This window comes from Acetobacter lambici (assembly GCF_011516885.1).
GTDB lineage: Bacteria > Pseudomonadota > Alphaproteobacteria > Acetobacterales > Acetobacteraceae > Acetobacter > Acetobacter lambici.
In genome coordinates this window covers 369,093-395,676 of the sequence record NZ_WOTD01000001.1, presented here as the reverse complement: position 1 = coordinate 395,676, position 26,584 = coordinate 369,093, and the positions used below count along the sequence as shown (strand labels likewise).

The 26,584-nt window shown below is 58.6% G+C and carries 26 protein-coding genes; 11 read left to right on the top strand and 15 right to left on the bottom strand.

The genetic code is table 11. From position 1 onward, the window contains the following. Together GOB86_RS01860 and GOB86_RS01855 are read right to left on the bottom strand one after the other, a co-directional pair. A protein-coding gene (locus GOB86_RS01860; protein ID WP_198912025.1) for an IS5 family transposase occupies positions 1–797 on the bottom strand; the annotation gives its coding sequence in 2 pieces (ribosomal slippage) (positions 1–458 and positions 458–797; 798 coding nt in all). A 170-nt stretch (positions 798–967) separates the two neighbouring features. Continuing rightward, complete coding sequence (locus GOB86_RS01855) at positions 968–2,434, bottom strand: hypothetical protein (RefSeq protein WP_165990666.1); 1,467 nt, start codon at positions 2,432–2,434, stop codon at positions 968–970. 410 nt (positions 2,435–2,844) lie between these two features. Between GOB86_RS01855 and GOB86_RS01850 the strand changes: the two genes are divergently transcribed. Beyond that, complete coding sequence (locus GOB86_RS01850; protein ID WP_165990665.1) at positions 2,845–3,852, top strand: ion channel; 1,008 nt, start codon at positions 2,845–2,847, stop codon at positions 3,850–3,852. Positions 3,853–3,956: 104 nt separating this feature from the next. Here GOB86_RS01850 and GOB86_RS01845 read toward each other — a convergent pair whose 3' ends face one another. Continuing rightward, positions 3,957–6,140 (bottom strand): FUSC family protein, encoded by a 2,184-nt coding sequence (locus tag GOB86_RS01845; protein ID WP_165990664.1) that lies wholly within the window; start codon positions 6,138–6,140, stop codon positions 3,957–3,959. Between the two features lie 241 nt (positions 6,141–6,381). Here GOB86_RS01845 and GOB86_RS01840 point away from each other — a divergent pair, with 241 nt between their 5' ends. Together GOB86_RS01840 and GOB86_RS01835 are read left to right on the top strand one after the other, a co-directional pair. After that, positions 6,382–6,753 carry a YidB family protein gene (locus tag GOB86_RS01840; RefSeq protein WP_198912024.1) on the top strand — a complete coding sequence of 124 codons (372 nt, stop codon included), beginning with the start codon at positions 6,382–6,384 and terminating at the stop codon, positions 6,751–6,753. A gap of 76 nt (positions 6,754–6,829) precedes the next feature. Further along, complete coding sequence (locus tag GOB86_RS01835) at positions 6,830–7,360, top strand: hypothetical protein (RefSeq protein WP_165990663.1); 531 nt, start codon at positions 6,830–6,832, stop codon at positions 7,358–7,360. A gap of 26 nt (positions 7,361–7,386) precedes the next feature. On the opposite strand, the gene ccmI is transcribed toward GOB86_RS01835, so the two are convergent. Genes ccmI through GOB86_RS01800 form a run of 7 tightly spaced genes read right to left on the bottom strand, consistent with a single transcriptional unit; the run spans position 7,387 to position 12,646 of the window. Continuing rightward, complete coding sequence (gene ccmI / locus GOB86_RS01830) at positions 7,387–8,118, bottom strand: c-type cytochrome biogenesis protein CcmI (protein ID WP_165990662.1); 732 nt, start codon at positions 8,116–8,118, stop codon at positions 7,387–7,389. Between the two features lie 4 nt (positions 8,119–8,122). Continuing rightward, complete coding sequence (locus tag GOB86_RS01825; RefSeq protein ID WP_165990661.1) at positions 8,123–8,596, bottom strand: cytochrome c-type biogenesis protein; 474 nt, start codon at positions 8,594–8,596, stop codon at positions 8,123–8,125. Continuing rightward, positions 8,593–9,168: a DsbE family thiol:disulfide interchange protein gene (locus tag GOB86_RS01820; protein ID WP_165990660.1), complete on the bottom strand. Its 576-nt coding sequence runs from the start codon at positions 9,166–9,168 to the stop codon at positions 8,593–8,595. The genes GOB86_RS01825 and GOB86_RS01820 overlap by 4 nt, the downstream gene beginning before the upstream one ends. Next, positions 9,165–11,150 (bottom strand): heme lyase CcmF/NrfE family subunit, encoded by a 1,986-nt coding sequence (locus GOB86_RS01815; RefSeq protein WP_165990659.1) that lies wholly within the window; start codon positions 11,148–11,150, stop codon positions 9,165–9,167. The genes GOB86_RS01820 and GOB86_RS01815 overlap by 4 nt, the downstream gene beginning before the upstream one ends. 37 nt (positions 11,151–11,187) lie before the next feature. Then, positions 11,188–11,718 carry a cytochrome c maturation protein CcmE gene (ccmE, locus tag GOB86_RS01810; RefSeq protein WP_165990658.1) on the bottom strand — a complete coding sequence of 177 codons (531 nt, stop codon included), beginning with the start codon at positions 11,716–11,718 and terminating at the stop codon, positions 11,188–11,190. Then, positions 11,715–11,876: a hypothetical protein gene (locus GOB86_RS01805; RefSeq protein ID WP_165990657.1), complete on the bottom strand. Its 162-nt coding sequence runs from the start codon at positions 11,874–11,876 to the stop codon at positions 11,715–11,717. Before GOB86_RS01805 ends, ccmE begins: the two co-directional genes overlap by 4 nt. Then, positions 11,873–12,646 (bottom strand): heme ABC transporter permease, encoded by a 774-nt coding sequence (locus tag GOB86_RS01800; protein ID WP_165990656.1) that lies wholly within the window; start codon positions 12,644–12,646, stop codon positions 11,873–11,875. Before GOB86_RS01800 ends, GOB86_RS01805 begins: the two co-directional genes overlap by 4 nt. Before the next feature lie 180 nt (positions 12,647–12,826). Here GOB86_RS01800 and GOB86_RS01795 point away from each other — a divergent pair, with 180 nt between their 5' ends. Together GOB86_RS01795 and GOB86_RS01790 are read left to right on the top strand one after the other, a co-directional pair. Then, positions 12,827–13,120 carry a YciI family protein gene (locus GOB86_RS01795; protein ID WP_165990655.1) on the top strand — a complete coding sequence of 98 codons (294 nt, stop codon included), beginning with the start codon at positions 12,827–12,829 and terminating at the stop codon, positions 13,118–13,120. 1 nt (position 13,121) lies between these two features. Further along, positions 13,122–13,541, top strand: coding sequence for an EVE domain-containing protein (locus GOB86_RS01790; protein ID WP_165990654.1), 420 nt, complete (start codon positions 13,122–13,124; stop codon positions 13,539–13,541). A gap of 88 nt (positions 13,542–13,629) precedes the next feature. Here the strand turns inward: GOB86_RS01790 and GOB86_RS01785 are convergent, their stop codons facing one another. Next, complete coding sequence (locus tag GOB86_RS01785) at positions 13,630–13,965, bottom strand: TIGR01244 family sulfur transferase (protein ID WP_165990653.1); 336 nt, start codon at positions 13,963–13,965, stop codon at positions 13,630–13,632. 106 nt (positions 13,966–14,071) lie between these two features. Then, positions 14,072–14,770 (bottom strand): hypothetical protein, encoded by a 699-nt coding sequence (locus GOB86_RS01780; protein ID WP_242012383.1) that lies wholly within the window; start codon positions 14,768–14,770, stop codon positions 14,072–14,074. 247 nt (positions 14,771–15,017) lie between these two features. Here GOB86_RS01780 and GOB86_RS01775 point away from each other — a divergent pair, with 247 nt between their 5' ends. After that, the gene (locus GOB86_RS01775) at positions 15,018–15,842 is read left to right on the top strand and encodes an EcsC family protein (RefSeq protein ID WP_165990733.1); all 825 of its coding nucleotides are present in this window, start codon (positions 15,018–15,020) and stop codon (positions 15,840–15,842) included. A gap of 68 nt (positions 15,843–15,910) precedes the next feature. Here GOB86_RS01775 and GOB86_RS01770 read toward each other — a convergent pair whose 3' ends face one another. Together GOB86_RS01770 and GOB86_RS01765 are read right to left on the bottom strand one after the other, a co-directional pair. Next, positions 15,911–16,081: a hypothetical protein gene (locus tag GOB86_RS01770; protein WP_165990652.1), complete on the bottom strand. Its 171-nt coding sequence runs from the start codon at positions 16,079–16,081 to the stop codon at positions 15,911–15,913. Positions 16,082–16,107: 26 nt separating this feature from the next. Continuing rightward, positions 16,108–17,082 carry an NAD(P)-dependent oxidoreductase gene (locus GOB86_RS01765; protein ID WP_165990651.1) on the bottom strand — a complete coding sequence of 325 codons (975 nt, stop codon included), beginning with the start codon at positions 17,080–17,082 and terminating at the stop codon, positions 16,108–16,110. A gap of 177 nt (positions 17,083–17,259) precedes the next feature. Here GOB86_RS01765 and aat point away from each other — a divergent pair, with 177 nt between their 5' ends. The 4 genes from aat (at position 17,260) to GOB86_RS01745 (ending at position 20,085) form a co-directional block, all read left to right on the top strand. Continuing rightward, positions 17,260–17,901 carry a leucyl/phenylalanyl-tRNA--protein transferase gene (aat, locus tag GOB86_RS01760; protein ID WP_165990650.1) on the top strand — a complete coding sequence of 214 codons (642 nt, stop codon included), beginning with the start codon at positions 17,260–17,262 and terminating at the stop codon, positions 17,899–17,901. 75 nt (positions 17,902–17,976) lie between these two features. Next, a complete protein-coding gene (locus tag GOB86_RS01755) occupies positions 17,977–18,771 on the top strand; it encodes a DUF4412 domain-containing protein (RefSeq protein WP_165990732.1) in 795 nt (264 codons plus the stop codon). Then, positions 18,771–19,439: a hypothetical protein gene (locus GOB86_RS01750; protein WP_242012381.1), complete on the top strand. Its 669-nt coding sequence runs from the start codon at positions 18,771–18,773 to the stop codon at positions 19,437–19,439. Before GOB86_RS01755 ends, GOB86_RS01750 begins: the two co-directional genes overlap by 1 nt. A gap of 46 nt (positions 19,440–19,485) precedes the next feature. Further along, positions 19,486–20,085: a hypothetical protein gene (locus GOB86_RS01745; protein ID WP_165990649.1), complete on the top strand. Its 600-nt coding sequence runs from the start codon at positions 19,486–19,488 to the stop codon at positions 20,083–20,085. A 71-nt stretch (positions 20,086–20,156) separates the two neighbouring features. Here GOB86_RS01745 and GOB86_RS01740 read toward each other — a convergent pair whose 3' ends face one another. Beyond that, positions 20,157–23,420: an AsmA-like C-terminal region-containing protein gene (locus GOB86_RS01740; protein WP_165990648.1), complete on the bottom strand. Its 3,264-nt coding sequence runs from the start codon at positions 23,418–23,420 to the stop codon at positions 20,157–20,159. Between the two features lie 38 nt (positions 23,421–23,458). On the opposite strand from GOB86_RS01740, the gene GOB86_RS01735 reads away from it, so the two are divergent. After that, on the top strand, positions 23,459–26,569 hold the full coding sequence (locus GOB86_RS01735; protein ID WP_165990647.1) for a bifunctional [glutamine synthetase] adenylyltransferase/[glutamine synthetase]-adenylyl-L-tyrosine phosphorylase: 3,111 nt from the start codon (positions 23,459–23,461) through the stop codon (positions 26,567–26,569). The last annotated feature ends 15 nt before the right edge of the window (positions 26,570–26,584 follow it).

The following is a 26,584-nucleotide window of genomic DNA, read 5'->3' as shown; positions in this document are numbered from 1 at the left end:
TTAGCACTTGATCCAGTCTGCGGCTGCAGCGATGTGTATGACGGCCAGGAACGACGCTGCGGTTTTCTCGTATCTGGTTGCAACAGCACGCCACTCCTTGAGACGGGCCCAGAGGTTCTCGACCAGGTGCCGACACCGATAGACCCATCTGGGGCAGGCAACCGGCGCATCGCGTCGTTTTGCGGGAATGGCCGGTCGGGCTCCCATGTCCCATATACGTTCACGGAAGGCGTCCGAGGCATAGCCCTTGTCCGCCACCACCCACAAAGGAATGGCGGGAAGGCTATCGAGCATATCTGGAGCCAGCGGCAGTTCATGGGCCTGGCCGGGTGCCAGGGCAAAACCAACAGCCTTTCCATGCCCGTCTGCTATCACGCAGACTTTTGTGCCATAGCCGCCGCGAGAGCGGCCAAGTGCTTCACGATGGTCTCGCTCTTCAAAAGAGCCCCCTTTTTTGGGGCTCCCGCCGCCTTGTGGTGAGCTCTGATATTCGTGCCATCCAGAAAAGTCATGCCGAGTGCTACTCCCTGTTGTTCCTGAACCAGTGCGAGCAGGCGTTCCCACACACCCAGCTTCGCCCAGCGGATGAAAAGCTGGGCCGCTCGCCACCACGGCCCCAGTTCAGCGGGGATGCTCCGCCATTTCGCGCCATTCTCATGACGCCAGAAAATTGCTGCTATCGTACGCCGCAGATCATGGGGCGGCGTCTTGCCCCTTGGGCGAACCGCCTCAATCAGAGGTTCCCAGATTGCCCATGTCTCGTCCGTAAAGGTGCCTGTTCTGTCTCCTTCTTCCATCCCTACAATATGGGAAGAAATTCAAGATCTAACAGGCCCTAGTCTGGCGCTTTGCTTTACGAATATGCGCCAGCCGTGTGGGTTATGCTGTGCAGACAAAGTTGTTCCTGAGTTTATGATGTGTCTGGGGGTAGTTTGATACTGCCCCCAGAGTATTAATCCACAAATTGTCAGTGCAGGTGAGCGTTACGTAAGATTTGTTCAAAATTGACGATTGTAACATCAGGCTGCTTGGGGGCGTCTGCAAGAGGCCCCACGCGGGCGGTTTTCAGCTTGACGATGTTGGGTGAGTGTCTGGTGTTCAGAAGTATCCAGATCATGCTTGCTGGAACCCATTCCTGTGACGTGGAAGGGAGCCCAAACTCATGATACCTGAAAGACGGTGTAAATGTCTGCTCCTGTTTGGATGTGACAAAATAGAGAGATGAAGAATTACTTAAATTATCTGTTTGGGACAGATATTCGGATGCTAATTTCAGTTCAGTAGATTGTTGGAATGCAAAGCCATTTTTTACATTACTATAAGCTGTGTATGAGCAGACGATAAACACAAGACCCATGCATGGTGTTATAAGGTTGCTACGCCTGTTGACATGAAGGCCCCTACAGAGTGCGAGAGTAAAATATAGCAGCATAAGGCTGGTTAGTGCTGCTTGAGATCGATAGGGCGCAATACATTCCTTTACAAGCAGATTTGGTAGATAGGTTAGGGGAATTAAAATAAACCAAATGCATATTTTTTTTGTATCAAAATATTGACTATTTTTTTTACAAAAATAGAGACCTGAAGAGATGAATAGAAAGGAAAATATAGATACTGCTAAGTTCTCTTTTACAGATGCAAGGTTGAGTGCGCAGCGCATGACCTTGGATACAAACCATGTGCATTTTTTTCCGATATTGGAGACGAGAGCTGTGCGGGGAAGAGAGTGAAAATCATGGAATAAAAGTGGTGGGAGGATTTTGGTTGCGGCAAAATCAATAACTAATGCGCCACCCATGATTGCACAGGTTACAAATATGGATTTTAGAGATGGTAGTGGCCTGTCAGACGCCAGCCAGGTTGTTCCTGCGAAGACCCAGTACATCATTGCCGATGGCTGATAAGTACATATCGCCAAACTAAGAAGGATAAGTGCCCCTAAGCTGTTTTTCCAGTTAGGTTCTGCCTGGCGGCATAGAAGCCGAAAACTTAAGCCAGCCAAAAAGGCAGACCATGCAAAAAAGGAAGTAGTGGCCCATGCGGCATAAACCTGAAAAGGTGGCATGAGGCCGATACACGCGGCAAGCATGATACAGACAGGAGAGGGTAAGTCGGTCGCCTCCTTTAAATGTTTCATGAAAAGCGTGCATAACGCTGCAATTCCGGCAATGCCAAAAAGTCTTATCCAGACTAGGTCGGAAACATCATGTGTTAAGGTAAAAGCATAATTGAGTAAGGCATAGACAGGTCTGCCGCCTTGTATGATCATTTTTGTAATGGGCAGAATCTGGGTTTGGCCGTCTTTTATATTGGCATAGTCATCAGAAAATCCATAAACTGTAGTTATAACAGAAATATAAATAACAATAAAAAAAGTCAGATATGCAGCATAAGGTATAACATTTTTTTTGATGTATTTATTTAAAGTCGTCACAGAGCTATCCTTTATAATGACGAATTTACAAATTTGGGCCGTTTTTATCAGGAGCGCATAGGCAAGTCTACTGCACTTATTGCATCGGATTAAGCGGGGGCAACAAAAAATGGCACGGAGGCATCGTGTCTTTGCGTGCGCGTGTTGGCCGTAGTGCCACCATGGATAAGTGTGCGCTGACAGAGATTTTGGATGCAGGAACGGGGAGGGTGGATCAAGTTATAGTGTTTTGCCCTCAGCACTTTTTGGGTTTTTGTTCCTGTTGCTTGAAAAATACGGCACTTAAAAAATAATCGCAAGTTAAGCAGGTCTTCCATGCAGAATCCAAGGAGCACAGACGCCGGTATGCTGTGTAACACCGCAAGAATGCGCCGGTCGTTCTGCATGGCTGCGCGCGCGGAGCGGTGATTATGAAAAGACTTTTCCACCATTACAGAAAACGCAGCCGCAAAGGGGAGGCGGAGCGCTATACCAAGCTGGAGGATGTAGCGTCAGGCCCCGATGGCAAAGAAGGGGGACGTTTTCACTTAAGCACCAAGGAAGCGGTCAAGCGCTTCCGTGCCCATGCACTGGTCGAGGAAAAAAGCCACCGTGATGTTGTGCGCGTGGGCTTGAAGGACAGTGTATGGAGTGATCTTTATCACCATGCGCTAACGGCAAGCTGGCCAGCTTTTGCGGCTATTTCCGTAGTGTCCTACATCGTTATCAATCTTGTATTTGCGTTGCTGTATATGGCCGCTCCGGGGCAGATCACCGGGCTGTCACACGGTATGCTGCTGTCTTTGTTCTTTTTTAGTGTGCAAACACTCTCGACCGTTGGTTACGGGACCATGAGCCCGATAGGAGCGTATGCCAACGCCGTTGTCTCGGTCGAGGCGTTTGTGGGCATGATGCTGACAGCTCTTGCAACCGGGGTGGTTTTTGCCCGCTTTGCCCGCCCCCGTGCCCGGCTGATGTTCAGCAACATGGCAGTTATCAGTAACGAAGGGGGGATTCCGGCCCTGTGTATCCGCATTGCCAACCTGCGGATGAGCGTTATTCTATCGGTTGATATTGAGGTTGCCCTGTCCCGTCTGGTCATGAGCGACAATGGGCATCTGGTGCGTAAGTTTGACCAGCTTCTGCTCATGCAATCCCATGTGCCGGTGTTGCGTTTTGCTTTTGTTATGGCGCACGTCATTACCCCCGACAGCCCCTTGCACGGCAGAACAGTTGCGGAGCTGGAGAACGAGGAAGCCGAGATTATTGTTACCGTGACCGGCACGGATGAGGCGCTGGGCCAGACCGTGTTTGCAAGAACTGCCTATAGGTTTGACCGGGTACAGCATAACCATCGGTTTGTGGATATTGTGCTCTCTCGCCCCGATGGACGCATTACGGTGGATTACACCCGCTTCCATGATGTTGAGGCACATTAAAAGGTAGGGAGCGCGTGCGGTTTAAACGCTTCGCGCCCCTTTACCTCACTCAATAAATCCTATTTGCAAAGAAGAATGCCGAAGACCTTGTAACAAAGGTGCTTTTAGGCCGCGCGGTAAGGACGGGACGCGTCCAGGAACACAGCATTGGCGTCCAGTTCGTGGGAAACCACGATCAGGTAGGCAATGGCGCGCGTGAGTTCGATACGTGTGGAAATATTGGGCTCGGCCGCTTCCATCCGCCGCAATGCGGTTGTTGCCACGCGTGCGGCGTGGGCCGTATGGCCATATTTACCTGTAAAGTGGCTCATCCGCTTCATAACAATTTCTATAGCCCGGCGCGCGGCAGGCGGGATCTGGTTGCGGTGCAGAAGTGCGCGCAGGCGAATAATGTTCAGCCCGATGGTCATGGCCGCCAGTGTGCCTTGCAAGCAGCCCTCAATTGTGGGGGAGGGCGTAGGGCCAGCGTGGCGGATCAGGCGGGCAAAGCGGTCGATGTTGCGGCCAATCCAGTCCCGCGTCATGGGCATGGGCTCGGCCGAGGCCAGTGTGCGCAGGTCCCGTAGCAGGGTCCTGCGCATGCGCCAGCGCTCGGCCGCACTGTTAAAGGGCAGTACGGCGCGGAAAATAAGAACCGCAAAAAACACACCCAGCAGAATGGCCCATGTGGAGTTGAACCATGTCACTTCGTCTACCCGTCCCTGATTGAGCGGGTGCACAAAATTAGGGAGCAAAAGTGTATAGGCCGCGGAGTGTAAAGCCGTGCTGGCGTTACGTGCGGCCAGCCCCCCGGCAAACATGGGAATGGCGAGTGTTGCCACCAGCATTTCGTAATTGGCCTGTGTGGGCAGTACAAAAAAGACCAGAAAAAACGCAACAAGGGCCGCCCATATGCCACCGATCATGAACTGCGTGGTCGCAACAACCGGATTTTCCCGCGTGGCGAACAGGCCGCATACAATGGCCACGAATGTAATAAACCCAAGCCCCGTGGGCCATGCCGTACATTCCCACACCAGCCCGGCCGCACTCAGGGCTACGGCTGCGCGTACGCCATTATAGGCGGCCTCGCGCTTGTCCACATGCGATTGAAGGCGGAAGTGGAAGTGGTCTCCACGAATGAAATGCTGGCTGGCATCGTATTCCCGAATGGCCTGTTCCAATTCGCCCAGCAGTTCGTCCATGGCGTTGTGCAGGATACGCCCGTCCAGCAGAGCGGAAATCTGGGCATGTTCGTCTTCCAGCGTAAAGGCCGACCCGATTTCGTGCGTCAGGGCATCCACAATCTGCTGGTGGCATTCCGCGCGGAGCAGTTGCAGGTCACGCAGAATGCCGCGTACCCCGGTTTCCGTATTCAGGCGGTTGGGCAGACCGCTCAGAAAAGTGCTGACGCGGGAGGCTGTCTCGCGGAATATGGGCTGGTCGGTTTGCACGTATTGCAGGCGGACAGTCATGCCCAACCCGCGTGAGAGCAGGACAGATACAGCCGCCAGTGCCGCGCGGGCGTGGTCCCCTTCGTGCCCGTGGGGGCCCATTTCCGCTTCGGAGAATTCGATCTGGTCGTTAATCGAGAGGATGGGGCCAAACATGGCGCGTGAGCGGATGAGTGCCTCGTCATCCCCCGCCAGCAGGCTGGATACGGCCTCGGACACATTGCTCAGGGCGGTGCGGAGCTTGTCGCGGATGTTGCGGCGCGCGGTTTCGGCCAGATTATGGGCAAACAGACCCGCAACCGTGCTCTCACACACAATACCCAGCACAATATAGGTTGCGCGGGACATGGCGGTCATGAACACGTTTTCGGGGTGGGGAATGGCGCCTATGGCAATAATGGCCGTTGTATAGCCCGCCAGCACCAGCGCGTAGGAGCGGAAGTTGCGCACAAGGGTTGCAAGTCCGCAGCATAACCCCAGCCAGATGGAAAGAGCGGGAAAAAACAGCCACGCGGTCTGGTTGAAGGCGGAAATGAGGGTGATGGACATGACCACTCCAATGGCCGTCCCCACCAGACGCCAGCGTGCCTTGGACAGGCTCTCCCCGCGCGAGCCCTGCGCCACAATCCATACGGTCATGGCCGCCCATTGCGGGTCGTCCAGTTCCATCCACAAGGCAATGACAAGGGCAATCAGGGCGGCGGCTGTTGTGCGCAGTGCAAACCCTATTGCGGACGGCGTAGGTGCAAGCAGCCAGCTCAGGGGCAGTTTGCGCTGCACACCGGGTGGCCCTAACGGGCGGAAGGTCCGCAGGCGACCGATCCTGTCAAGCAGGGGAAAAGAAAGACTGGGCACAATGGCTACTTTGTTGCAACAGAGGAAGGTGGGGAATCAGATTGTAACCGTAGCCCCTTTTCCCCTTTTTTCCTTGTGGGTTCAGACGCATATCAGCTATCGCTTCTCAAACGGGAAGGGGCGGTCTGGAGCCGGTTTATGTTTATAAGTATCGCATGGATCTGTTATTCTATCCATGATGAAATTGGACCGCGCCAGCCGTTTGGCTGCCTTGGTGGCGCATATGGGAAAGATGATGGATATGTCTGATTTTTTTCAGAATATTGTGGGTAAGGTTGAAAGTGTTCTAGGTGGGGATGTCCAGACCATTGTCAAACAGCAGCTTCAGTCCCTGACGCAGCCGCAGACAATTCAGGCGTTGCTGGACCGGGCTGATCAGGCCGGTCTGGGGGACAAGGTCCGTTCATGGATCAGCCAGAGCGGCAATGTTCCTGCCACGCCGGATGAAATCCGCTCCATTCTGGGGAGCGGTGCGGTGCATGATCTGGTGGAAAAGACCGGCCTGCCAGCCGATGCTGTGGTAACAGCGCTGGTGCATTTTCTGCCAGATGCCGTGGATAAGCATACGCCAGATGGGGTGCTGCCCACAACTGATGCCACCAAGAACGCCTGATCTGTAAATTGGGCCGCACATGTGTGATGCACGGCATTTTCGTGCATCATGCCGCATATTCCGTTATGATACTGCCATGACATTGGGTGAACGTATAACGCGGATGGATAGCTGGCTGCTCGATCAGGTATGCCAGCCCATGGCGGACAGGTTGCCGGAGCGCTTTCCGGCCTTTGATGCGGGGATGAGCTGCCAGTTCGGCTCCCTGCTGCTTTCTGCTGTTTCCATTATTGCCGTGTTCGTGCTGACCGGCATGAATGACTTTGGCAACATGATTTTTAACGTGCTGGTCTGGTGCCTGTGCGTGAGTTTTTTTGTCGGGTTGAGCCGCCTGCGCGTACTGGTCAAACCGGGTAAGCCCAACCCGCTGCGGCATATGCTTATAAGCGTGCGGATTATTTCTATCCCGTTCGCTCTATACGTTGTGTATCAAGCCCTTACATCGCCCCCCACATTCGGGACTGCGGTGTGGTTCAACGCATTTTCAAACATTGTGTTTGTTGTGGGGCTGTATCTTATTTCGTGCCAGCCGCGTCCGCCGCAGGTGCGCACGAAGGAAGATGTCTGGGGCCGGAACTTTGCGCCCCGGCCCGGTGGTGGTTTTTAGCAGCCAATAACAAGGTGCGTGGCAGATCAGGGGTTTTCCTGATCATGCTCCCCTTGCGCAATGCGCCCCTGCACCGCAGGACGCCAGTCTGCATCCTTGGGAGCCGCATCAAGCGCTTTGCGGAACAGGTCTAGCGCCTGAGCCGTTACGTGGTGTTCTGCCCGTGTCATGGCTTCAGCCGTGCGGGCTGCAAGTTCGGGGTCAAAACCCAATGCCAGGGCATGGCCCCATGCGTCCGCTGCCTGTGCGTAATGGTCGCCCGATGCCTGTAACTGGCCAAGGAGCAGGTAGCCCTGCCGTCTGTTGGGGTCATCCGCAGGTAAACCGGCAATAGCCTGCTGGAGTTGGGCAATAAGGGCATCAGCCTTGCGGTTCTGCATGTGCTGGGCCACCAGCCGTGGCCCAAGTGGCTGTGCGGGCAGACCGGGGGCGCCGTTGGTCAGGTACAGTGCAATGGCAAGGGTCGGAGCCGCCGCAAGGGCAAACCAGCCAAGCATGGCCGAACTGTTGGCCCGGGCGGCTGAAGGTGCGGCATCTGCCACAAGAATACGGCGCTGGATTTCCAGTATGGCAACGTCGTGTTCGGCGGGGGCAATCAGACCTATGGCAAGGTCACGGTCCACCTCGGCCAGTTGGGCCTCGTGCAAGGCAAGGGCCGTGCTGCGTTCGTCCTGAATAACGCGGGTGGGTATCCAGAGTGTGTAAAAGGCCGGAGCCAGTGCAAGCAGGCTGAGCAGCCCGATGGAAAGCCAGATCATGCTCTCAGTCCTTTGTCAGTCTGGCCAGACGGGCCTTTTCTTCTTCGGTCAGGGGCGGCGGTGGTGGTGCGGCAGCCCTGCGGCGGTAGAACAGAAAAGCCGTGCCAACCCCGATCAGCAGGGCCAGAACCGGCATGGCCCACAGCAGCAAGGTGCCAACCGAAAGTGCCGGGCGCAGCCGAATGAAGTTGCCATAACGGCTGACCATCCAGTCCATGACCTGCTGGTTGTTCTCGCCCTTGGCAACGTGTTCGCGCACAACGCGGCGCAGGTCGCGCGCCAGCCCCGCACTGCTGTCCTCAATGGATTCATTTTGGCACACAAGGCACCGAAGTTGCGCACCAATGGCCTGTGCACGGGCTTCCTGCTGCGGGTTTGCCAGCATTTCGGACGGGTCATCCACGGCCAGCACCAGCACCGGGGTTGCCATAAGGGCCAGACCAACCAGCAAAGCGGCCAGTTTACGGTGCAGGGTCATGGTGTTTGCACCCTGTGGACCAGTGGCAGCAGCACCTTGTTAATGGTGTTTTCCGTGAGCGGGGTAGCTGTGTGCCAGCGGATAACGCCGCCCGGCCCGACCAGAAAAGTTTCTGGCACCCCCGAAATACCCCATTCAATCCCCGCCCGTCCGGCGTGGTCATCGCCCAGACGGGTAAAAGGATTGCCCGAATGGCGCAAAAAACTGGCAGCGTTTTCGGGCTTGTCCTTGTAGGCAATGCCCCACATGTCCAGCTTGTCCTTGAGCATCATGAGGGTTGGCATTTCCGCAAGGCAGGGAATGCACCATGAAGCAAAAAAGTTGACCAGAACCGGCTTGGTGATCTGTTGCAGGTCCTGTGCGGTAAATCCATCCGCCGGGGGGAGGGGCGCAAGAGTAAAGTCCGGCACGGTCCGGTTCAGCACGGGGGTGTTGATGTCATGCGGGTTGAAGGAGCCATGCTCCATGCCATCCAGCATTTTCCAGAAGGCAACACCCGCAACACCGGCTCCGGCCAGCGGCAGGGCCATAAGCAGGCGGCGGCGGGTCAGGTTGTCCGAAGGTGTGGTCATGATACGCTCGCGGTTGCGGAGGAGGGTTTGGCCCGTTGGGGCGCGCCAACACGCATGCGCCGGTCGGAAAGGGACAGAGCCCCCCCAAATGCCATGATCAGCGCACCCAGCCACATCCACGGCGCCAGTGGGTTGTAGTGTAGGCGTAGCACGTAAGTCGGGTTGGTGTCGGGGCCATGTTTGTCCCCCAGAACGCCATACAGGTCGGCCAGCATGTTGGTGTGGATGGCAACATTTGTGGTGGTCTGGTTCTGGCTGTTAAAGCTGCGCTTGGACGGGTGCATGACTGTTACCAAATGGCCATTGTGCCGGACTTCCAGCGTTGCAACCATGGCGGTGTAGTTGGGGCCGGGTTCCTGCTCCACGGCCTTGAGGGTCCATGTGTACCCGGCAAGCTGTTCCGTGGTGCCAATGGGCACTTCCACAATTTTGTGCTGTGCCTGAGACATGGCGGCAAGGCCAAGCACGGTAATGCCTACGCCGGCATGGGCAATGGCGGTGCCAACAATTGCACGGGGCAGCATACGGGCGCGTTGGATGGAGGTGGCAAAAGGCACGCGGAACAGCCGCATACGCCCAGCCATATCCGTAATGCTTGCGGCAATAACCCATATGGCCGCCGCCGCACACAGAATGGCCAACACGCCCGAGAGTTCAAAAACGGCAACCGCGCAGGCCAGTGCTGCCACAATGGCTGCGATCCACAGTTTTTGCAGCACCGGCCACAACTGCGCGCGCTTCCACGGCAGCATGGGACCAAACCCCATAAAAATGAACAGGGGCAGGGCCAGTGGAATGGTCGTTGCATCAAAGAAGGGTTTGCCAACCGATATGGTGCGGTCAAACAGCAAGGACATGAAGGGCGGATACATGGTGCCGGTCAGCACCACCGCGCAAAGGGAGCACAGCAGAATGTTGTTGAGCACCAAAGCTCCCTCGCGCGAGATGGGGGCAAATAGCCCGCCAGCGGTCAGTGCCGGGGCGCGATAGGCGAACAGTGCCAGAGAGCCACCAATAACAACGCCCAGCAGGCCCAGAATGAACACCCCGCGCGCCGGGTCGTTTGCAAAAGCATGCACGGAGTTCAGGATACCCGAACGCACAAGGAACGTGCCCGAGAGCGAGAATGAGAAGGTGGCAATGGCCAGCAGCACGGTCCAGATTTTAAGGGCTTCGCGTTTTTCCACCACAATGGCGGAGTGGATCAGGGCGGTGCCCGTCAGCCATGGAATGAGCGAGGCATTTTCCACCGGGTCCCAGAACCAGTAGCCACCCCAGCCCAGCACGTAATAAGACCACCATGACCCCATGGCGATGCCACAGGTCAAAAAGCACCACGCAGCCACCGCCCATGGGCGCACCCAGCGGCCCCACGCGGCGTCCACCCGGCCTTCGATCAGAGCCGCAATGGCAAAGGCGAATGGTACGGCAAAGCCGACGTAACCCGTGTACAGAATGGGGGGGTGGAAGGCCAGACCAGGGTCCTGCAACAGGGGGTTCATGCCCTGCCCATCCATGGGGGCGGGCCAGATGCGGGCAAACGGGTCTGATGTGGTCAGGCAGAACAGTTCAAACCCTGTGGCCACAAGGCCCAGCACGGCAATTACGCGCGCACGCAGGGCGGAGGGCAGGTTCCGCCCGAAGGCGGCAACCGCTGCCCCACACAGTCCCAGAATAAGCGCCCAGAGCAGAATGGAGCCTTCGTGGTTCCCCCATACGCCGGTAATTTTGTAGAGCAGGGGTTTGGAAACCGCACTGTTTTCCGCAATGTTCTGGACCGAAAAATCGTCCGTAACGGCTGCGTAAATCAGGCTGAGGAAGGACGTGCCAAGGGCGATCATCTGCCCAATGGCAAGGCCGGGGGCCAGCGCCATAAGTCGCGCGTCACGCCGTGATGCACCAATAAGGGGAATAATGCCTTGCACGGCAGCCAGCACACAGGCCAGCGCAAGGGCGTAATGTCCGAGTTCGGGGCTTAACATATCTGGGGGGAGGCTCCCGTCTTCTTTTTCAGGCTGTTCAGTTCGGTGCAGCGGGGGCGGACAGGGTCTTGCTTGCGTCCTGCACGGTCATGTTGTTCCAGCTTGCCGCACTTGGGGGCGGGCCAAAGCGGGGGTCCCATTTGCCGGATTTTTTAAGGGCTTCGGCCACTTCCTTGGGCATGTAGGTCTCATCATGCTTGGCCAGAACCTCGCTCGCCATAAATTCGTGCGGCGGCTGGACCGTGCCAATGGCCACCACACTCTGGCCTTCGCGGAACAGGTCCGGCAAAATTCCTTCGTAATGCACGGTTACGGCGGCCTGACCGTCGGTTACGGCAAAGGTTGCGACCGGGGTCTCACCGTGTTTTTCACGCTTGACCGAGCCAGCAACAACCATGCCTCCCAGCTTGACCGTGCGGTCTGTGGGGGGGGGCGAGGCTTCAACCTGAGACGGTGTTACAAAAAAAACAATGTCGGAAGAAAAAGCCCGCAGGATCAGGGCTGCCGCGGTGCCAAGGCAGGCAACGCAGGCAATGACAAGCCAGAGGCGACGGGTCTTGCGGGTCATGGAGTAAGGGGTGTTCCTGCGTTGCGGTTATGGGTCTGCTCAAGAGCTGTCAGTCTGGCCCGGTCGCGTTTGAGCCTGAGTGCCGCACCAAGGGAGAGAACAAGGGCCATAATGGCGGCCAGCCCGTAGCTGGCAACAATGTAGGGAAGGTGGGTCATGCTGCTCCTCCGCCCCGGCGGGGGGAGGAAAGCAGTGCGCGAATGCGGCTTTCCATGACCGCCGCACGGGTGCGTGCGACAACAATGGCTGCAAAGCCAAGAGAGAACCCGATGGTAGAAAGAGCCAGCGGCCACAGCATGGAGGCGGACATGGTGGGCGCTCCTGTTATGGTAATGCTGTCTGGCTGGTGCAGCGTATTCCACCATTGCACGCTGAACTTGATGATCGGCAGGTCCACCGCCCCGGCAAGTGCCAGAATGGCTGCGGCCCGGTAGCCGCGCTGCGGGTCATCAAACGCGCGAATAAGGGCAATGTGCCCGAGGTAGAGAAAAAACAGGACCAGTACGGAGGTCAGGCGCGCATCCCACACCCACCACGTGCCCCACATGGGCTTGCCCCAGATGGAGCCGGTGGCAAGGCATAGTGCGGTAATACAGGCCCCAACCGGGCCTATTTCCACCGCGGCAAGGTCTGCTAGCGGGTGGCGCCATACCAGCGAGAGCAGGCCGCACAGGGCAAGCCCTGCATAACCGCCCGATGCCAGCATGGCGGCGGGCACATGCACATACATGATGCGCACGGAATCTCCCTGTTGCCAGTCGGCGGGGGAGTAGAACAATCCCCAGCCCAGACCCACAAGCGTAAAGGCAATGGCAGGCCATGTCAGCCAAGGCTGAAGGCGCGCGCCCAGCTTGAGAAACCGGCCGGGGTTGGCATACCGGTGGAAAAAACTGCCAGTACGCGCGACAAAGGTCGGTGAGGCGCTCAAAAGTTGGTCCGTTCCGTCTGTCTGGTTTATGGGCAAGGGATGACACCCTTGCCCGTAGGGGGCGATATGTCTCAAAGTGGGACTGCTGCTGTCTCCTTTATATCATTATAAGCGTTCTGACACGATGCAGTTCTTCATGGGCGACCATGCCCGTAAGACACAACAGAAGGAAAAAGAGGCATGTTGTTTGCCATTATCTGTACAGATCGCCCCGGCTCTCTGGCCCTGCGTATGGCGACCCGCGCGCAGCATCTGGCCTTTCTGGAGCTTAACAAGGCGTCCATCCAGTTTGGTGGTCCGCAGTTGGATGCAGACGGCAAACCCTGTGGCAGTCTGATCCTGCTTGAAGCCGAAGACCGTGCCAGTGCCGAGGGCTTTGCCGCAGCCGACCCCTACGCCAAGGTGGACCTGTTTGAGAGCGTGGTTGTGCGCCCGCTACGCACGGTTTTCCGCGATGGGCAGTTGGCCGAATAACATGGCATTCTGGCTGATAAAGAGCGAGCCTGACGCCTTTAGCTGGGACGAGCAGGTTGCAAACGATGTAGAGCCATGGACCGGAGTTCGGAATCATCAGGCCAAAAAGAACCTTGCCGCCATGGCCGTGGGGGACAGGGCTTTTTTCTACCATTCCAACGTGCAGCGCGCGATTGTGGGCGTGGTGGAGGTGGTGCGTGCCGCCTACCCCGACCCCACGGCGGAAACCGGGGCGTGGGTGTGTGTGGATGTTAAGGCGGTAGGCCCAATGCCAACACCGGTCACGCTTGCCCAGATCAAGGCTGAACCGGGGTTGGAGGAACTGGCGCTGGTCCGGCAGTCCCGCCTGTCCGTCTGCCCTGTCTCGGCGGAGCATTGGCAGGAATTATGCCAGATGGGCGGATGGGTGGAGCAGGGCTGAAACCGCTCTGTTTGCACCGCTATCAAATTATTGTGAAAAAGGCCGCCCAACCGGGCGGCCTTTGCCATTTTGTGCGTGTTCGTGTGGGTCAGCCCTGTGTGGCTAGCATCCATGCCTGCGCGGAACGGTTGCCGGAGCGACAATAGGCAAAATATGGCCCGGGCAGGGTGTTGAGCACTTCCTGTGTTTCAATCACCACGTCAGACGTGGGGGGCACGCCGGATGCTATGGGAATGGCAATAAAGGTCAGCCCGGCTGCACGCACGGCTTCACCAATGGTTTCGGCTGCGGGTTGGCCTGCTTCCTCACCATCGGGGCGGTTGCAGATAACGGTTTTAAACCCGGCTTCCTTGATCGCGGGAATATCGCTGAGTGCGATCTGGCCTGTTACGGCAAAGTTCGGGGCAATGGACTGGTAATTCATAGGGTCTGTAATCCTGTAAGCAGAGAGCCTGACCCGAGCAGGATGAGGTTTTTGGTCCTCAATGCAAGGGCTGTGCTGGCATGTGGGTATGGGGGAGCCGTGGTGTTCAGCGGTGAATGAAGTACATGTCGGAGTACAGGTTTTTAAGGGCTGCATGGTCTGCAAGGCAGTGGCGGACCAGCAGGGCACGCAGGCTGACGGCGGCCTGTTGCACGGATGGGTCCGTACTGTTGGTCTGCAAGGCAGGGTAGTGTGTCATGCAGGCCTTGAGCGTGGGGTTGTTCATGTCCACACCACTGCTGATTTTGGCCTTCAGTTCATCATAATACTTGGAAACCTCGGTATCGGAGTTCCATTTGACGAGCGAAGTATCCACTTTGCCGTTATGCATGAAGTAGGCGACGGTCATGAACCCGGTTTCGGGCGCATGGCTGCCAGCCTGAATGGTCATGTGGCATGAGCGCTGGGAATAGGGCGGAAAGTTCACGTTCGGCATGGCGGTGGACGCCGTAACCTTGATGTGTGGCAGGCTGCCCTGCGGCGGGGCAGAGGCATCCTGCATGTCCGCATCTCCGCCCATGTGGGCTTTCTGCCATGCTTGTGCCAGAAGTGGGTAGTAACGGATGGACTGGCACAGGCTTGGGTCCGTGCGGGCATCGGCCAGCGCCATGTCGTAGGTTTTCTGTTCTGGCGTGGCGCACGCGGCCAGAGCCAGAACAGAGGCAACGCAACTCAGGCGGCTCAGGCTACGGCCCGGCTTGGAGGCGTTTGCACGCGGAGAAAAAAGACGGAAAAGACCAGCCATGAGGAAAGCTCCTTAAAAGCGGCACGGCGTTAAGCCAGATTCTTCATGAGTTGTGTAAGGGCTTAAAGCCACGCTTACAACGCTGTTTGCGTGGGCACTGGGGGCGCGTTGTAACAGGTCATCTGTTTTTCATACGATCAGCCTGTTATGATCAGCGCGAATACATAGCATACGGCGCTCTGGCAGCGCCGATTGTCGCATTTGCTGTAAATGAGGCAGGTAGCAGACAGGAAAGGCACGTATGAGCATGAAGGAAACAGCAGGCAACGCCCTGACTCCGCTAGCGCTGAGTGGCCGCGACCTGGGGGATCTGGAGACAGCCCTGATCGCAGTTGAATCCGGGCGCGGCGTTCTGGTGCGTCTGGCGGACCTTATGGGGGGTGCTGTTGGCCATGCCGCACGTTTGGGCATGCGCGGTCTGGGCATGGCCCCCAACATGGAACAAAAACTGCGCGGACTGGCCGAAACAGCCATTACCCGTGCGTTTGACGTTGCCGTGCTGGGCATGAAAGGCCCGACCGATACCGCCATGGAAGACTCGCGCTGGCGCACATCGGGCCTTCAGGCGGCGGTGGCTGTATCGGGGGCTGTAGGTGGCTTTGCCGGGCTTGCCGGGCTTGCGCCAGATATCGGGTTTACTACCCTGACCATCATGCGCGAGATTGCCCGTATTGCCCGGGAGGAAGGTGAGGACCTGAGCGACCCGGATGCCCGGCGCGCCTGCCTGGAAGTGTTCGCACTCAAGGCGTTTCCCAACCGCCGGAATGGGGAAGAGAGTGAACTGGGCTATTTTTCGGCCCGAGCGGTGCTGCGTGGCCGCCCGGTTGTAATGCTGATAGCCGAAGTGGCCTCGCATTACGGTCTGGCGCTGGGGCAAAAAATTTCTGTCCAGCTTATGCCTGTTGCGGGCGCTCTGTGTGGCGCATCACTCAATACGGCGTTTTTTAACCACTACCGTGCGCTGGCCCGCGCACATTTTACCATCCGCAGGCTGGAGCGTGAGCATGGTCCGGTGGTGCGTGATACCGCCCTTGCGCTGCGTGACAGCCTTGAAGGGCGTGAAAAACTCTGAGTATCGGCTAACTTTGGCGAGATGCAAAAACAGGGCCGCGTGATGCGGCCCTGTTTGGTATTGGCGTGTTATTTTTTGGCGTGAACGGGTGGATCAGAGCGTTCTATAAAAGTCGCAATAACGGCCATGCCCAGAAAGCTGATGCCCAGCACTCGCAAAACGCCCTGATAATGGAAGGCCGGGTACCAGAGCAGGGCGCAAATACCGATACCAAGAACGCAAAAAAGCCGCATGGTCATGGGGTGGTCCTCCTTGGGTTACTGCTTTACGCGCTGACACCGGAGGGCAGGGGTTTGCCCGCCGCCAGCGCTCCAACGTTATCGAGTGCGAGCATGCCCATGGCGGTCCGGGTTTCCACCGTGGCACTGCCGACATGGGGGGTCATGAACAGGTTGGGCAGGGCCAGCAGTGCCGGGTTGGGGTTGGGCTCGTTATGGAAAACGTCCAGACCCGCGGCAAAAAGCTGACCGGAGCGCAGGGCTTCAATCAAAGCGTCTTCATCAATCAGGGAGCCACGGGCGGCGTTGACCAGCACGCTGCCGCGCGGCAGCAGGCCAAGCGTGTGGGCGTTGATCAGCGGCGGGGCAGTGGGCGAGCCGGGCATGTGCAGGGTCAGAATGTCGCAGTGCGGCAGCATGTCCTCAAGTTTTTCAAAGTAGGTGGCTCCGGCTTCTTCCGCCGCATCCAGCCGTCGCCGGTTATGGTAGAGAATGGACATGTCAAACCCACGGGCGCGCTTTGCAACGGCCTGACCGATGCGGCCCATGCCCACAATGCCCAGACGTTTGCCACTTACGCGGTGGCCCAGCATTTCCCCCATGCCCAAGGCGCGGCCCCATCCGGCCTTCATGAGCGTATAATATTCCGCAGCCCTGCGGCTGGCTGCCAGAATGAGCATGATCGCCAGATCGGCGTTGCAGTCGGTCAGCACATCGGGGGTGTTGGACACGGCAATATTGCGTGCCAGCAGGGCTGGCACATCAAGGTGGTCCAGCCCTACGCTGACCGTTGCAACAAGTTTAACACTTTCCGGCAGGGCCGCCACATCCGCGCCTTTCAGGGGGGATGTGTGGGTCACCAGTACGGCAAAGGGCTGGTAGGCATGTGCCAGTTCCAGCAGTTCGGCCGTGCTCAGGGCATGGTCTGGCGGAGGGGGGGCATCAAACTCGGAGCGGATACGGTTTTCTACGGCATCCAGCAGACGGGTGGAGCGGATAAGGCGCGGGGCTTGGGTGGTCACAAAAATCTCCATGGTGCGGCATGGTGGGCCGGGCAGGGATGTATTTATTCTTTGGGCAGGGTAGCATACCGCGCCGGGTGCGCTACACAGCAAGCCGCCCATGGCTGATAACGAGTGCGGGAAAAACCGGTTGCACGGGACCAAACGCAGGGGAAAACACATGGGAGCAGACCCGGCATGCCAGATGGCTTAACACCCGAGCTTATGCTGGGGGCCTATGCCGCAGGGCTGTTCCCCATGGCGGAGGGGGAGGACGACCCGACCCTAAGCTGGTATGACCCCGACCCGCGCGGTATTCTGCCGCTGGAGGGTTTTCACGTTCCACGGCGTTTGCGCCGCACAGTTTTGTCGGGCCGGTTTGAGGTCAGTGTGGACAGGGACTTTCCCGCCGTCATGTGGGGGTGTGCAGCCCCCGCCAAAGGGCGGGAAAGTACGTGGATCAACAGCCGTATTTACCAGTTGTTCTGCGCGCTCCACACCATGGGTTTTGGCCATAGTGTGGAATGCCGCGTGGAGGGCGCGCTTGTAGGCGGTCTGTATGGCGTAGCCCTTGGCGGTGTATTTTTTGGCGAGAGCATGTTCAGCCGTGTGACCGATGCCTCCAAGGTAGCACTTGTCCATCTGGTTGCCCGCATGCGCCTGAATGGCTTTATTCTGCTCGATACGCAGTTTGGCACGGAGCACCTTGCCCGCTTTGGCGGGGTGGAAATACCGGCAGCAGAGTACAAACAGCAGCTTGAGCGCGCAGTATGTATGCAGCTCTGCTGGTCCGATACGTTAGCACCCGATATGCTGGAAGCCGAAATACGCAGCATGTAACGCTGCCACAAACTAGACAAAGCCGGTTGCGTGAACCGTGCGCACAAACAGTGCGGGCCGGAAAAAGATATGGAGATGGACTTGGTGACAGACAGATTTTTACCGGCCTGCAAACGTGGCCTACGTGTGCTTGGCCTGTGCGCCATAAGTGTTCCCTCCGTGTCTGCCATGATCGCCCCATCCCTGCATGCCCAGCTTGCCACCGATCACCCCCGCCTGACACCGGGGCGCGATGCTGTCATTGACTATGTTTTTCAGCCCCGCCCGACCGAGCAGGACCTACAGGCCGGTGCCAAGGCGGACACGCCCGTTGCAAGCCGCCATGTGCAGGTTCTGTACTCGGGTGATGGCGGGTTGATGCGGATCAACTACATGACTCGCATGGAGGGGGATCAGAGCCGTGGCGCGGTTATTATCAACCGTGCCGCGCAGGAGGTTCTGGTTATTATTAACGACCGCCGTGTCTATACCCGGCTGGTGCAGCAGGAGGGCATACGCAACCCCTTCCTGCTTGATATGTCCATGCAGTTCACCAAAACGGGGAGTGATGTGGTGGCGGGCCAGCCCTGCACCACTTGGCAGGCGGTCTCGGCTCAGGGCAAGGCGTCAACCTGCGTAACGGATGACGGCTTTGTGCTCCAGCAGGACGGTGTGGATGTGGATGGGCTGAACGGCAGCCTGCGCGCCATGAAGGTGGCTTACGATATTGTGCCGGTCAGCGCCTTTGAACCACCACAGGGTTTTCAGGAAGTCACCCCCCATTCCCCCCGCTCGGATGAAGCCGCCCAGCCCGAAACACCCGCAGCAGGTGTTGGCCCCACCACCAGCCTGCCTACGGGCAATACCAACCCAGAAGGGGAGACCCGGTAATGGTGTTACGTTCCATAATGGTGCCGCGCAGTGCTCTGGTGGTTGCAGCTTTTGGGCTGGTGCAGGCCGGTATGGCGGGCGCGCAGGCCCAAGCGCAGCAGGTGGCCACACCACAGGTCTCTGCCGCAACGCCTGCCAATGCCGTGGGTGAACCGCCGGCGGAAGCTCCGGCCATTACCCCTTCGGTGGATGTGGATGTGGAGTATGAACTGGCCTCCCCGCAAGGGGATGTCAGCACCCGCCAGCGCATGCGTTGGCAGGTTGCAACCCTGCGCCAGCGGCTGGACCCGGATAAATCCGCCGTGTTCATGCTGACCTCATGGCGTGACAGAACCCTGAGTGTTGTGGATAACGGACGCAAACGGGTCAGTATCATGCCTGTGCCGGGCACACAGCAGCTTACCCCACCGGGGCAGCCCGCAATGGTCGGCTCCTATGCACGATTGGGGAGTTCCGTTGTGGCGGGTGAGCAGTGCACAGTGTGGCGCACAAAAGATACGGATGGCCACCCGACGGATGCCTGTTACACAGCGGACGGGGTGTTGCTTCAGGTCGCGCAGGGTGGGCAGATTACGGTGCGCGCACTCAGCGTACAGCGCACAGCCCAGCCTGACAGCCTGTTTGTTATTCCCCCCGGTTTGCGGCAGGAGGCTCCGGCACACCCTTAACACATGGGTGCGTGGTCATTGGTGACAAAGGCAGGAAAGGCATGGAATGCATAACTCAACCTATGGCCGCACCGCGTTACTCTTTGCGTTATGCGCAGCCTTTGGGGGTGCGTGCAAAACCGCGCATGCACAGGCGGCGGATGGGCCAACCACGGTCTGCGTAACGGAGCAGGCAGCACAACAGCCGCAAACGCTGGTTGTTGTGCCTTCGGGTACTGTGTTTGCCACGGATAATTCAGGCAAGGCCAACTCCACCGGGCATGCGGCACCCGCACAGGCCATTGTTACGACCGAAACCATAACCCTGACCCACATGCAGCCCTGCATGGTGGCCGATGCGTCCAGCGTTGTCTCCCACACCCGCCACTGGCTGCGCGAGAAGGTACGGCCCCATAACGGGCTGGTCCTGCATGCCGTGGGCGAGGTCAGCGGTAATGGCGTGGACACTGATATGGGAGACGAGGATGCCTCTCTGCGTGATCTGATTCATTCGGGTGCGCTCAGCGTGTCCATCAACCGGACCGTGCAGGACCCGGTTTTTTTGCAAGAAAGCGATGCGGACCTGCCAGATGCGGGTGATGGGGTGGATACATCCGCCTCGCGCGATGCGACGTCTGACCTGCCATCACAGCGGCATGCGCATTAGCAGGCCGGTAATTCTGGGCCACTACGCCCCGCACCGCATGACAGGCGCATGCAGTGCGGGGGCGCCCTGCCTCAGAACATCTCGCGCAATGCGCCGGGCAGAAAAATGGAATAGGGGTTGATGTGCAGGGTCGGGTCTTCCAGATTACCCGTAACGCCAAAGGTCACCGCCAGCAGACCGCCATTTTTTTCCGGGCTGAACAGTTTACCAATTCCCGGTAGTTTGCCGGGCAGGGTGTTAATGGCAAAAACGGGCACTACGGTGCCGTGCAGGTCAATACTGTTGCGATCAAGGTTGACCTTGCCTTCCAGCGTAGCGCCAAGGGCACCATTGCCTGTTGTGCCATCATGAATTTCCAGCACGCCATCTTCAAACGTTACGGGCATGTTGAAGTGCGTGACCAGAAAGTCGTTGGCGTCCTGAGCATTAAGCCAGCCGTAAAGGGAGATATTGCGTGCGACCTGCAAAGAGGTTGGCGCTTTTTTGAGCGTGAACGGGGTGACGCTGAGCTTGCCACTAAAGGGGGCTGTCGGCTCGGTATCATCAAACGTGCCGTCCAGCACCGCCTGCCCCCCTTTAACGTCTGGTAGAACGCCAAACGCGGCCAGAAACGCCCCCATGTCGGGAATATGGGCATGTAGAGTGCGGTTTGCACCAGTGGGCGTGAGTGTCATGCTCGCGGGTACGGGGCCACGCATGGTAAAGCGCATTTTTTCCAGCCGCAGACCGTTATCCTCAAAATAGGCCTGCACGGTGCGCAGGGGCTGTTTGTTCTTGCTGTACCAGAGCTGGTTGGCGGTCAGGTCAATGGCCCAAGCAGTGCCGGGGGGGCCGTGCAGCTTGCCGGTTGCGGCTTCTGGCACATGGTAGTTGGTCGGTTTTTTGGCTTCGGCCGCACTCTGTTCGTGTTCATCCCTGCTCATGAGGGGGGAGAGGTCGAGCGTGTCGGCATAGACGCCAACATGGATCATGTTGCCAGACTGGTTTTGTGGCAGCACCAGTCTGGCATGACCGTTCGAGCGCGCGATCTTGAAGGACGAAATAATAAGTTCTGGCGCATGCCCCGCCTGCAACCGCGCCTTGCCGATAACACTCATATCCGGCCCCGAGGCCTGAAGATGATCCACATTGGTGATCTGGCCTTTGTCCAGATCCAAAGTGGCGGTGGCCTGGGCAGCCTGTCCCGCCGTTTTGTGCCACATGGGAATGCGGATGTCCGAGTGGGCAAGGTCCAGATCAAGGGCAACCGTGCCTGTATGGTTGGCTAGTTGCTGGTAGTCCACGGCAAGGTCCGCGCTGCCGCCAAAATGTTCACCCGTGCCAATGCCCGCGGCCAGTGCCGTATCTGGTGTGATGCGGGATGTCAGATGGGCTTTTTCCGCTACCGCGTCTGGCGGCAGGGAGCGGAAATCCATGTCGTATGTCAGGTCGGATGGCAGGCCGCCAATAACGCCATGCCCGGCAAGGGCAAGGCCGTCCGTGGTTACGTCCAGCCCAAAGCGGGCATTGGCCACATCGCGCCCGGCTACAACATTGCCGATCGAAGCATGGGCCACATCGGCATGGCTCTGGATGGTCATGTCATTAATGGTTACGCGGCTGATTAGCGGCAGGCTCAGGCCCAGATGCAGGCTGGCCGTACCGCGCGGACGGGTCAGGCTGAGTGGGTGGCGGGAGAGCAGGTGCAGGCGTGGCTCGGCCAGCAGGGCAATCACATCCTGTAAAGGACCATGCAGGTCTGTCTCTATAATGCCGGTCTGGTCTTTTTTGGTCAGGCCCACAATGTCCATGCTGCCGGGGCCTGCCTCAATCCGGCCGGTGCCGGTCTGGCCCACGTTTTTGCCTGTCCGGTCCACCAGTTGGTAGCCGTGGTCAAAATGGATGCTCAGCTTGTCCGGGTTTACAATATCCAGCCGGGCGTCCAGCCCCTGTAGGGGGGTAATGGGGCGCAGCCAGTGAATGGTCAGGCCCGTGGCGTCAATCCCGCCCTGTATGTTGGTCAGCTTTATGCCGTTCCAGCCTTGGGTGCTCCCCAGATCAGCGGTGGTGACAAGGTTGGTGGCCGTGCCGGTTGTTATATTCTCCGTGACCCATTTTTTGCCTCCCTTGGCGGCAAGGGTGGGCCAGTAATAGGTCAGGTCCTCAAACGAGACCTGAGGAATGGTGGTGGTCAGCCGGGCTTCCACGTTTTTGGGCTGCACAAGGTCGGAGGCGTTGAGGAAACCGCTCAGGTTCACGCTCAGTGCGCGCGTTGCGTCATCGGGCATGCCGGGGTTGCGCAGCAGCAGATGCACAAAGGGAATGGTAATCTGGGCTGGAATGGACTGCGGTTGTGTCTGGTTTAGCAACACAACCGCATTGGCCGTACCGTGGTCCACCTCATAGCGTGTGCCGCCTGCATCCACATGTCCCGCACCAAGGGAGGTTGTCAGTTCCAGTGCGTTGGGCAGCATCCATGGCGTTTTGGCAGCGGCTGTAAAATACGTCTGCGCCGTAATGCTCAGGGGGAGGTCTATTTTGGCCAGTTCGGGGCGCAGGGGGGCAAATGTGGCTGGGTTGAGCGTGTTGGTGTTCAGGTGCCACACAATCTGCTTGCCATTATCGGCTGGCGCGCCATGGGCATTCAGTACAAGCTTGGTGCCGGGGTTGTTCTGTGGGGCTATGCTCAACTGGACAGAGCCAGTCACGCCCATGGCCCGCCCGATTGTGCGCAGGCGCAGGTCCACCCCAATGTTGGATGCCAGCCAGTGGGTGCCGGTCAGGCGGTCATCCATGCTTATGGCGGCGTCTTCTATGCGGGCGTGTTCCAGCCCGTAGGTTTCCAGCGTGTTGCTCTGCTGGGTCTGGGGGGCGGGCGGCAGGTCCAGATCAAACTCCACGCTGCCATTATGGGCGCGGCGCAGGGCAAGGCGCACCCCTTTAATGTTGATGGTGCGCAGCCGTATGCTGCCACGCAGCAGGGCCAGCGGGTCCAGCGTTACGTCTGCTTCGCGCACAGTGTTCGGGTGGGTATTGCCCGGAGCAATAAAGCTCAGATCCTGCAAAACAACGGCAATGGGTACACCCATGCCCTCACGCAGACCATTCCAGCGGAGTTCAGCATGGCCAAGGCGCAGACTGACCGCAGGTGGCTGTGCGTGGTCGCCCTTAATAATTGTAATAGGCAGAAAAGGTCGCACGATAGGAGTAATATCGAGCGGGCCAAACGCCATGCAGCCCAGTAGCGCGGCTACTCCCACAAATGGCGAGGCCACCAGAACACAGGCCCCAATGGCCAGCGCACGGGGAATTTTTGTTCTTGCGGGGGGTGAGGTGTCTTGACCGTTGGAAGTCAACGCAGCAAGCCTTTATGGTTCACATTACGGGCCATATCATGACGCAGGCAGATCATTCTCTCTTCCGTGACGTAAGACAGACCCGCAGGCAAGGCCCGCGGACCTGGCCGGATGCAGACTGGCCTGCTCCGGCAGACAGCCAGAGAGCCGCCGTGTTTGTTGAGGACATGCTGGAACTGGCCAGCCAGAGCGGTATTGCGGCATCGGTTATGGCGCTGCCGGGTGCGCGTGCGTTGATGTTGTGCCTTGGTGGGAACAGCCCATACCTGTCCGATCTGGCGCGGGAGGACATTCAAGCCTTTGCTGCCCTGCTGGACAAGGGGCCAGATAGCTGTGTGCTCGATGCGTTTGCGACATGCGCACAGTTTGACGCCACATCGGGGCGAGAGTATGTCGCGGCGTTCCTTCGGCATGCAAAAAAGCGTATAGCTTTTATTTGCGCTATTGCGGACCTCGGGGGCTTCTGGTCTTTGGAGGATGTCACACAAACGCTCAGCCGTCTGGCGGAAACCGCGCTCGAACTCGCACTCAAACATATGCTGTGGCAGGCCAATGAGGCCGGGCAGCTTGATCTGCCACACCCCGAAAACCCCACGCAGGGGTGTGGGTTGGTGGTGCTGGCCATGGGCAAGCTGGGTGCGCGTGAACTGAATTTTTCATCCGACATCGACCTGATAGTGTTGTACGACCCCACAACGTATTCTCAGTCAGACGCGGTGCGACGTGTGTTTGTGCGTATGACTAACGATCTTGTTAGTCTGATGGAAGCGCGCGATGCGAATGGCTACGTTTTTCGTACCGATTTGCGGCTCAGACCCGACCCGTCCTCCACGCCACCCGCGGTCACAGTGCAGGCGGCCATGCTGTATTACGAAAGTCTGGGCCAGACATGGGAGCGCGCGGCCATGATCAAGGCGCGGGCCGTAGCGGGGGACCTTACGCTGGGGCGGCGCTTTCTGGCGGCCATAAGGCCCTTTATCTGGCGCAAGCACCTCGATTTTGCCCTGATAGATGACATTCACGACATGAAGGCCCGCATAGACCGCTACCGCAAGGCGGGGCGCACGGATCTGGCGCAACTGCCCGATTCTGTTCTGGCGGACCCCGATGCCAGCCGGACGTGGCTTTTGGGCCATAACCTCAAGCTCGGTCAGGGCGGCATACGCGAAATTGAATTTATCGCGCAGGCCATGCAGCTTGTCTGGGGGGGGCGTGAACCCGGACTGCGGGACAAGACAACCTTTGGCGCGCTCAAAAAACTGGTGGGCTCGGGCAGGCTGCCCCGGGCAGAGGCCGAGGTGCTGGCCCGCACTTACCGCTTTTTGCGCGATGCGGAACACCGCCTGCAAATGCGTGCCGACCATCAGACCCACAGCCTGCCGGATACGGTAGCTGGGTTCGACGCATTCGCCATTTTTATGAACTACCCCGACGGTGAGGCGCTGGCGCTGGACATGCTCCCGCGTATGCGGGAAGCGCGGCGGATTTTTGAACGGCATTTTGTTATTCAACCCGCACAGAACGGCATGGAAGCCGGTAGCGTGCTCATGCCCGGCCCAGAAGAGGGGCAGGTCGCCGAACTTTTGGAAAAATACGACTTTCCTCCCGCTCAGGTGGTGGAGGCAGCGCAGGTTCTGGGGCGGTGGAGTGGTAACAGCCTGCGCGCCCTGCGTTCCGAACGTGCCCATGCGCTGCTCCGTGCGCTGCTGCCTGCACTCCTGTCCAATTTTGGCCAGCGCGGGAACCCACTGGCCTGCCTGCGCAGGTTTGATGCCCTGCTGGCGCGCCAGCATGCGGGTGTGCAACTGCTCTCGCTTTTTGAACGTAACCCCGAACTGATCGACCGCATTGCCAGTATTTTTGATGCCTCGGCCTTTCTGGCCGACCATCTGGCGGACAAGCCCTCCGCACTGGAGGGGCTGCTTGCCCCCGAGCCGGAGGAAGGGCGAAATGTTGTTGCCCGGCTGAAAACACTGGCTGAGGAAGTGGCGGATGTGGAGGAGTTGCTCACCACCCTGCGCCCGCTATTGCGGGGGGAAGAGTTCCGCCTGTCCGTAGCCCTGCTGGAGGGGCGGATTGGTGAGGACGAGGCCGAGCGCGCCCGCACCCTGCTGGCCGATACGATCATGACCGTGATCAAACAGGCCGTGGAACGTGACCATGTGCGGCGCTATGGCCGCGTGCCCGGCGGTGGCATGGCGGTTATTGCCATGGGCAAGGCTGGCTCGCGCGAGATGATGCCCGGCTCAGACCTTGACCTGCTGATGGTATTTGACCACCCGGAGGATAGTCAGGTCAGCCTTGTGCCCGCCCAAAAAGGCAGTGCGGAGCAAGGTCTGGCTTTTTCCCGTCCCCGCTCCGTGGCTGTGGGGCAGTATTACACCCGCCTTGCCCACGCTTTTATAGCAGCATTGACCGCCCCGGGACCAGAAGGCCCGCTTTACGCGGTGGATATGCGGTTGCGGCCATCGGGGGCAGCTGGGCCGGTTGCGGTCCCGCGCACGGCGTTTTTGCGTTATCATGCGGAAGCCGCGTGGACGTGGGAGTGTATGGCCCTTACGCGGGCACGTATTGTGGCAGCACCACAAACGTTGCGGCGGGCTCTGACGCAGGATCTGGAGCATGTGCTTGATGGCAGCATTCGCCCCACCCGCCCCACTCGCGCGGCTTTGCTGGCCGATGCCCGCACCATGCGGGAGCGTCTGGCGCGCGACCTGCCCGCAAGTTCGGTATGGGATATCAAACGCCGGGCAGGGGGGCTGATGGAGGTGGAGTTCATCGCCCAGATTTTTCAGCTTGTCGCAGCAGACCCCACAGCCCGCAGCCCGTCCACACGGCTGGCGCTGGGGCGGCTTGAGCGGTGTGGCGTGCTGAATGCGGCGGATGCAAAACTGTTAAAGCAGGCGGATTTTTTCTGGCGGCGTTTGCAGGCCCTGCTGCGTTTGCTGTGTGGCCCCGTGCCACCCAAGGAACTGGAGACGGATATGGTGCCTGCGGCACTGAATATTCTGCTCAGGAACATGAGGGCCCGTACCCTGCCCGAGCTTATGGAGCGGACCAACCAACTGGCACGGGACGTACGGACCTGTTTTGAAAAACTGGTGGGGCCAGTAGCCACCACAGGCCCAGCCGAACGGCCCGAGGGCTGAATGCCGGACACATGC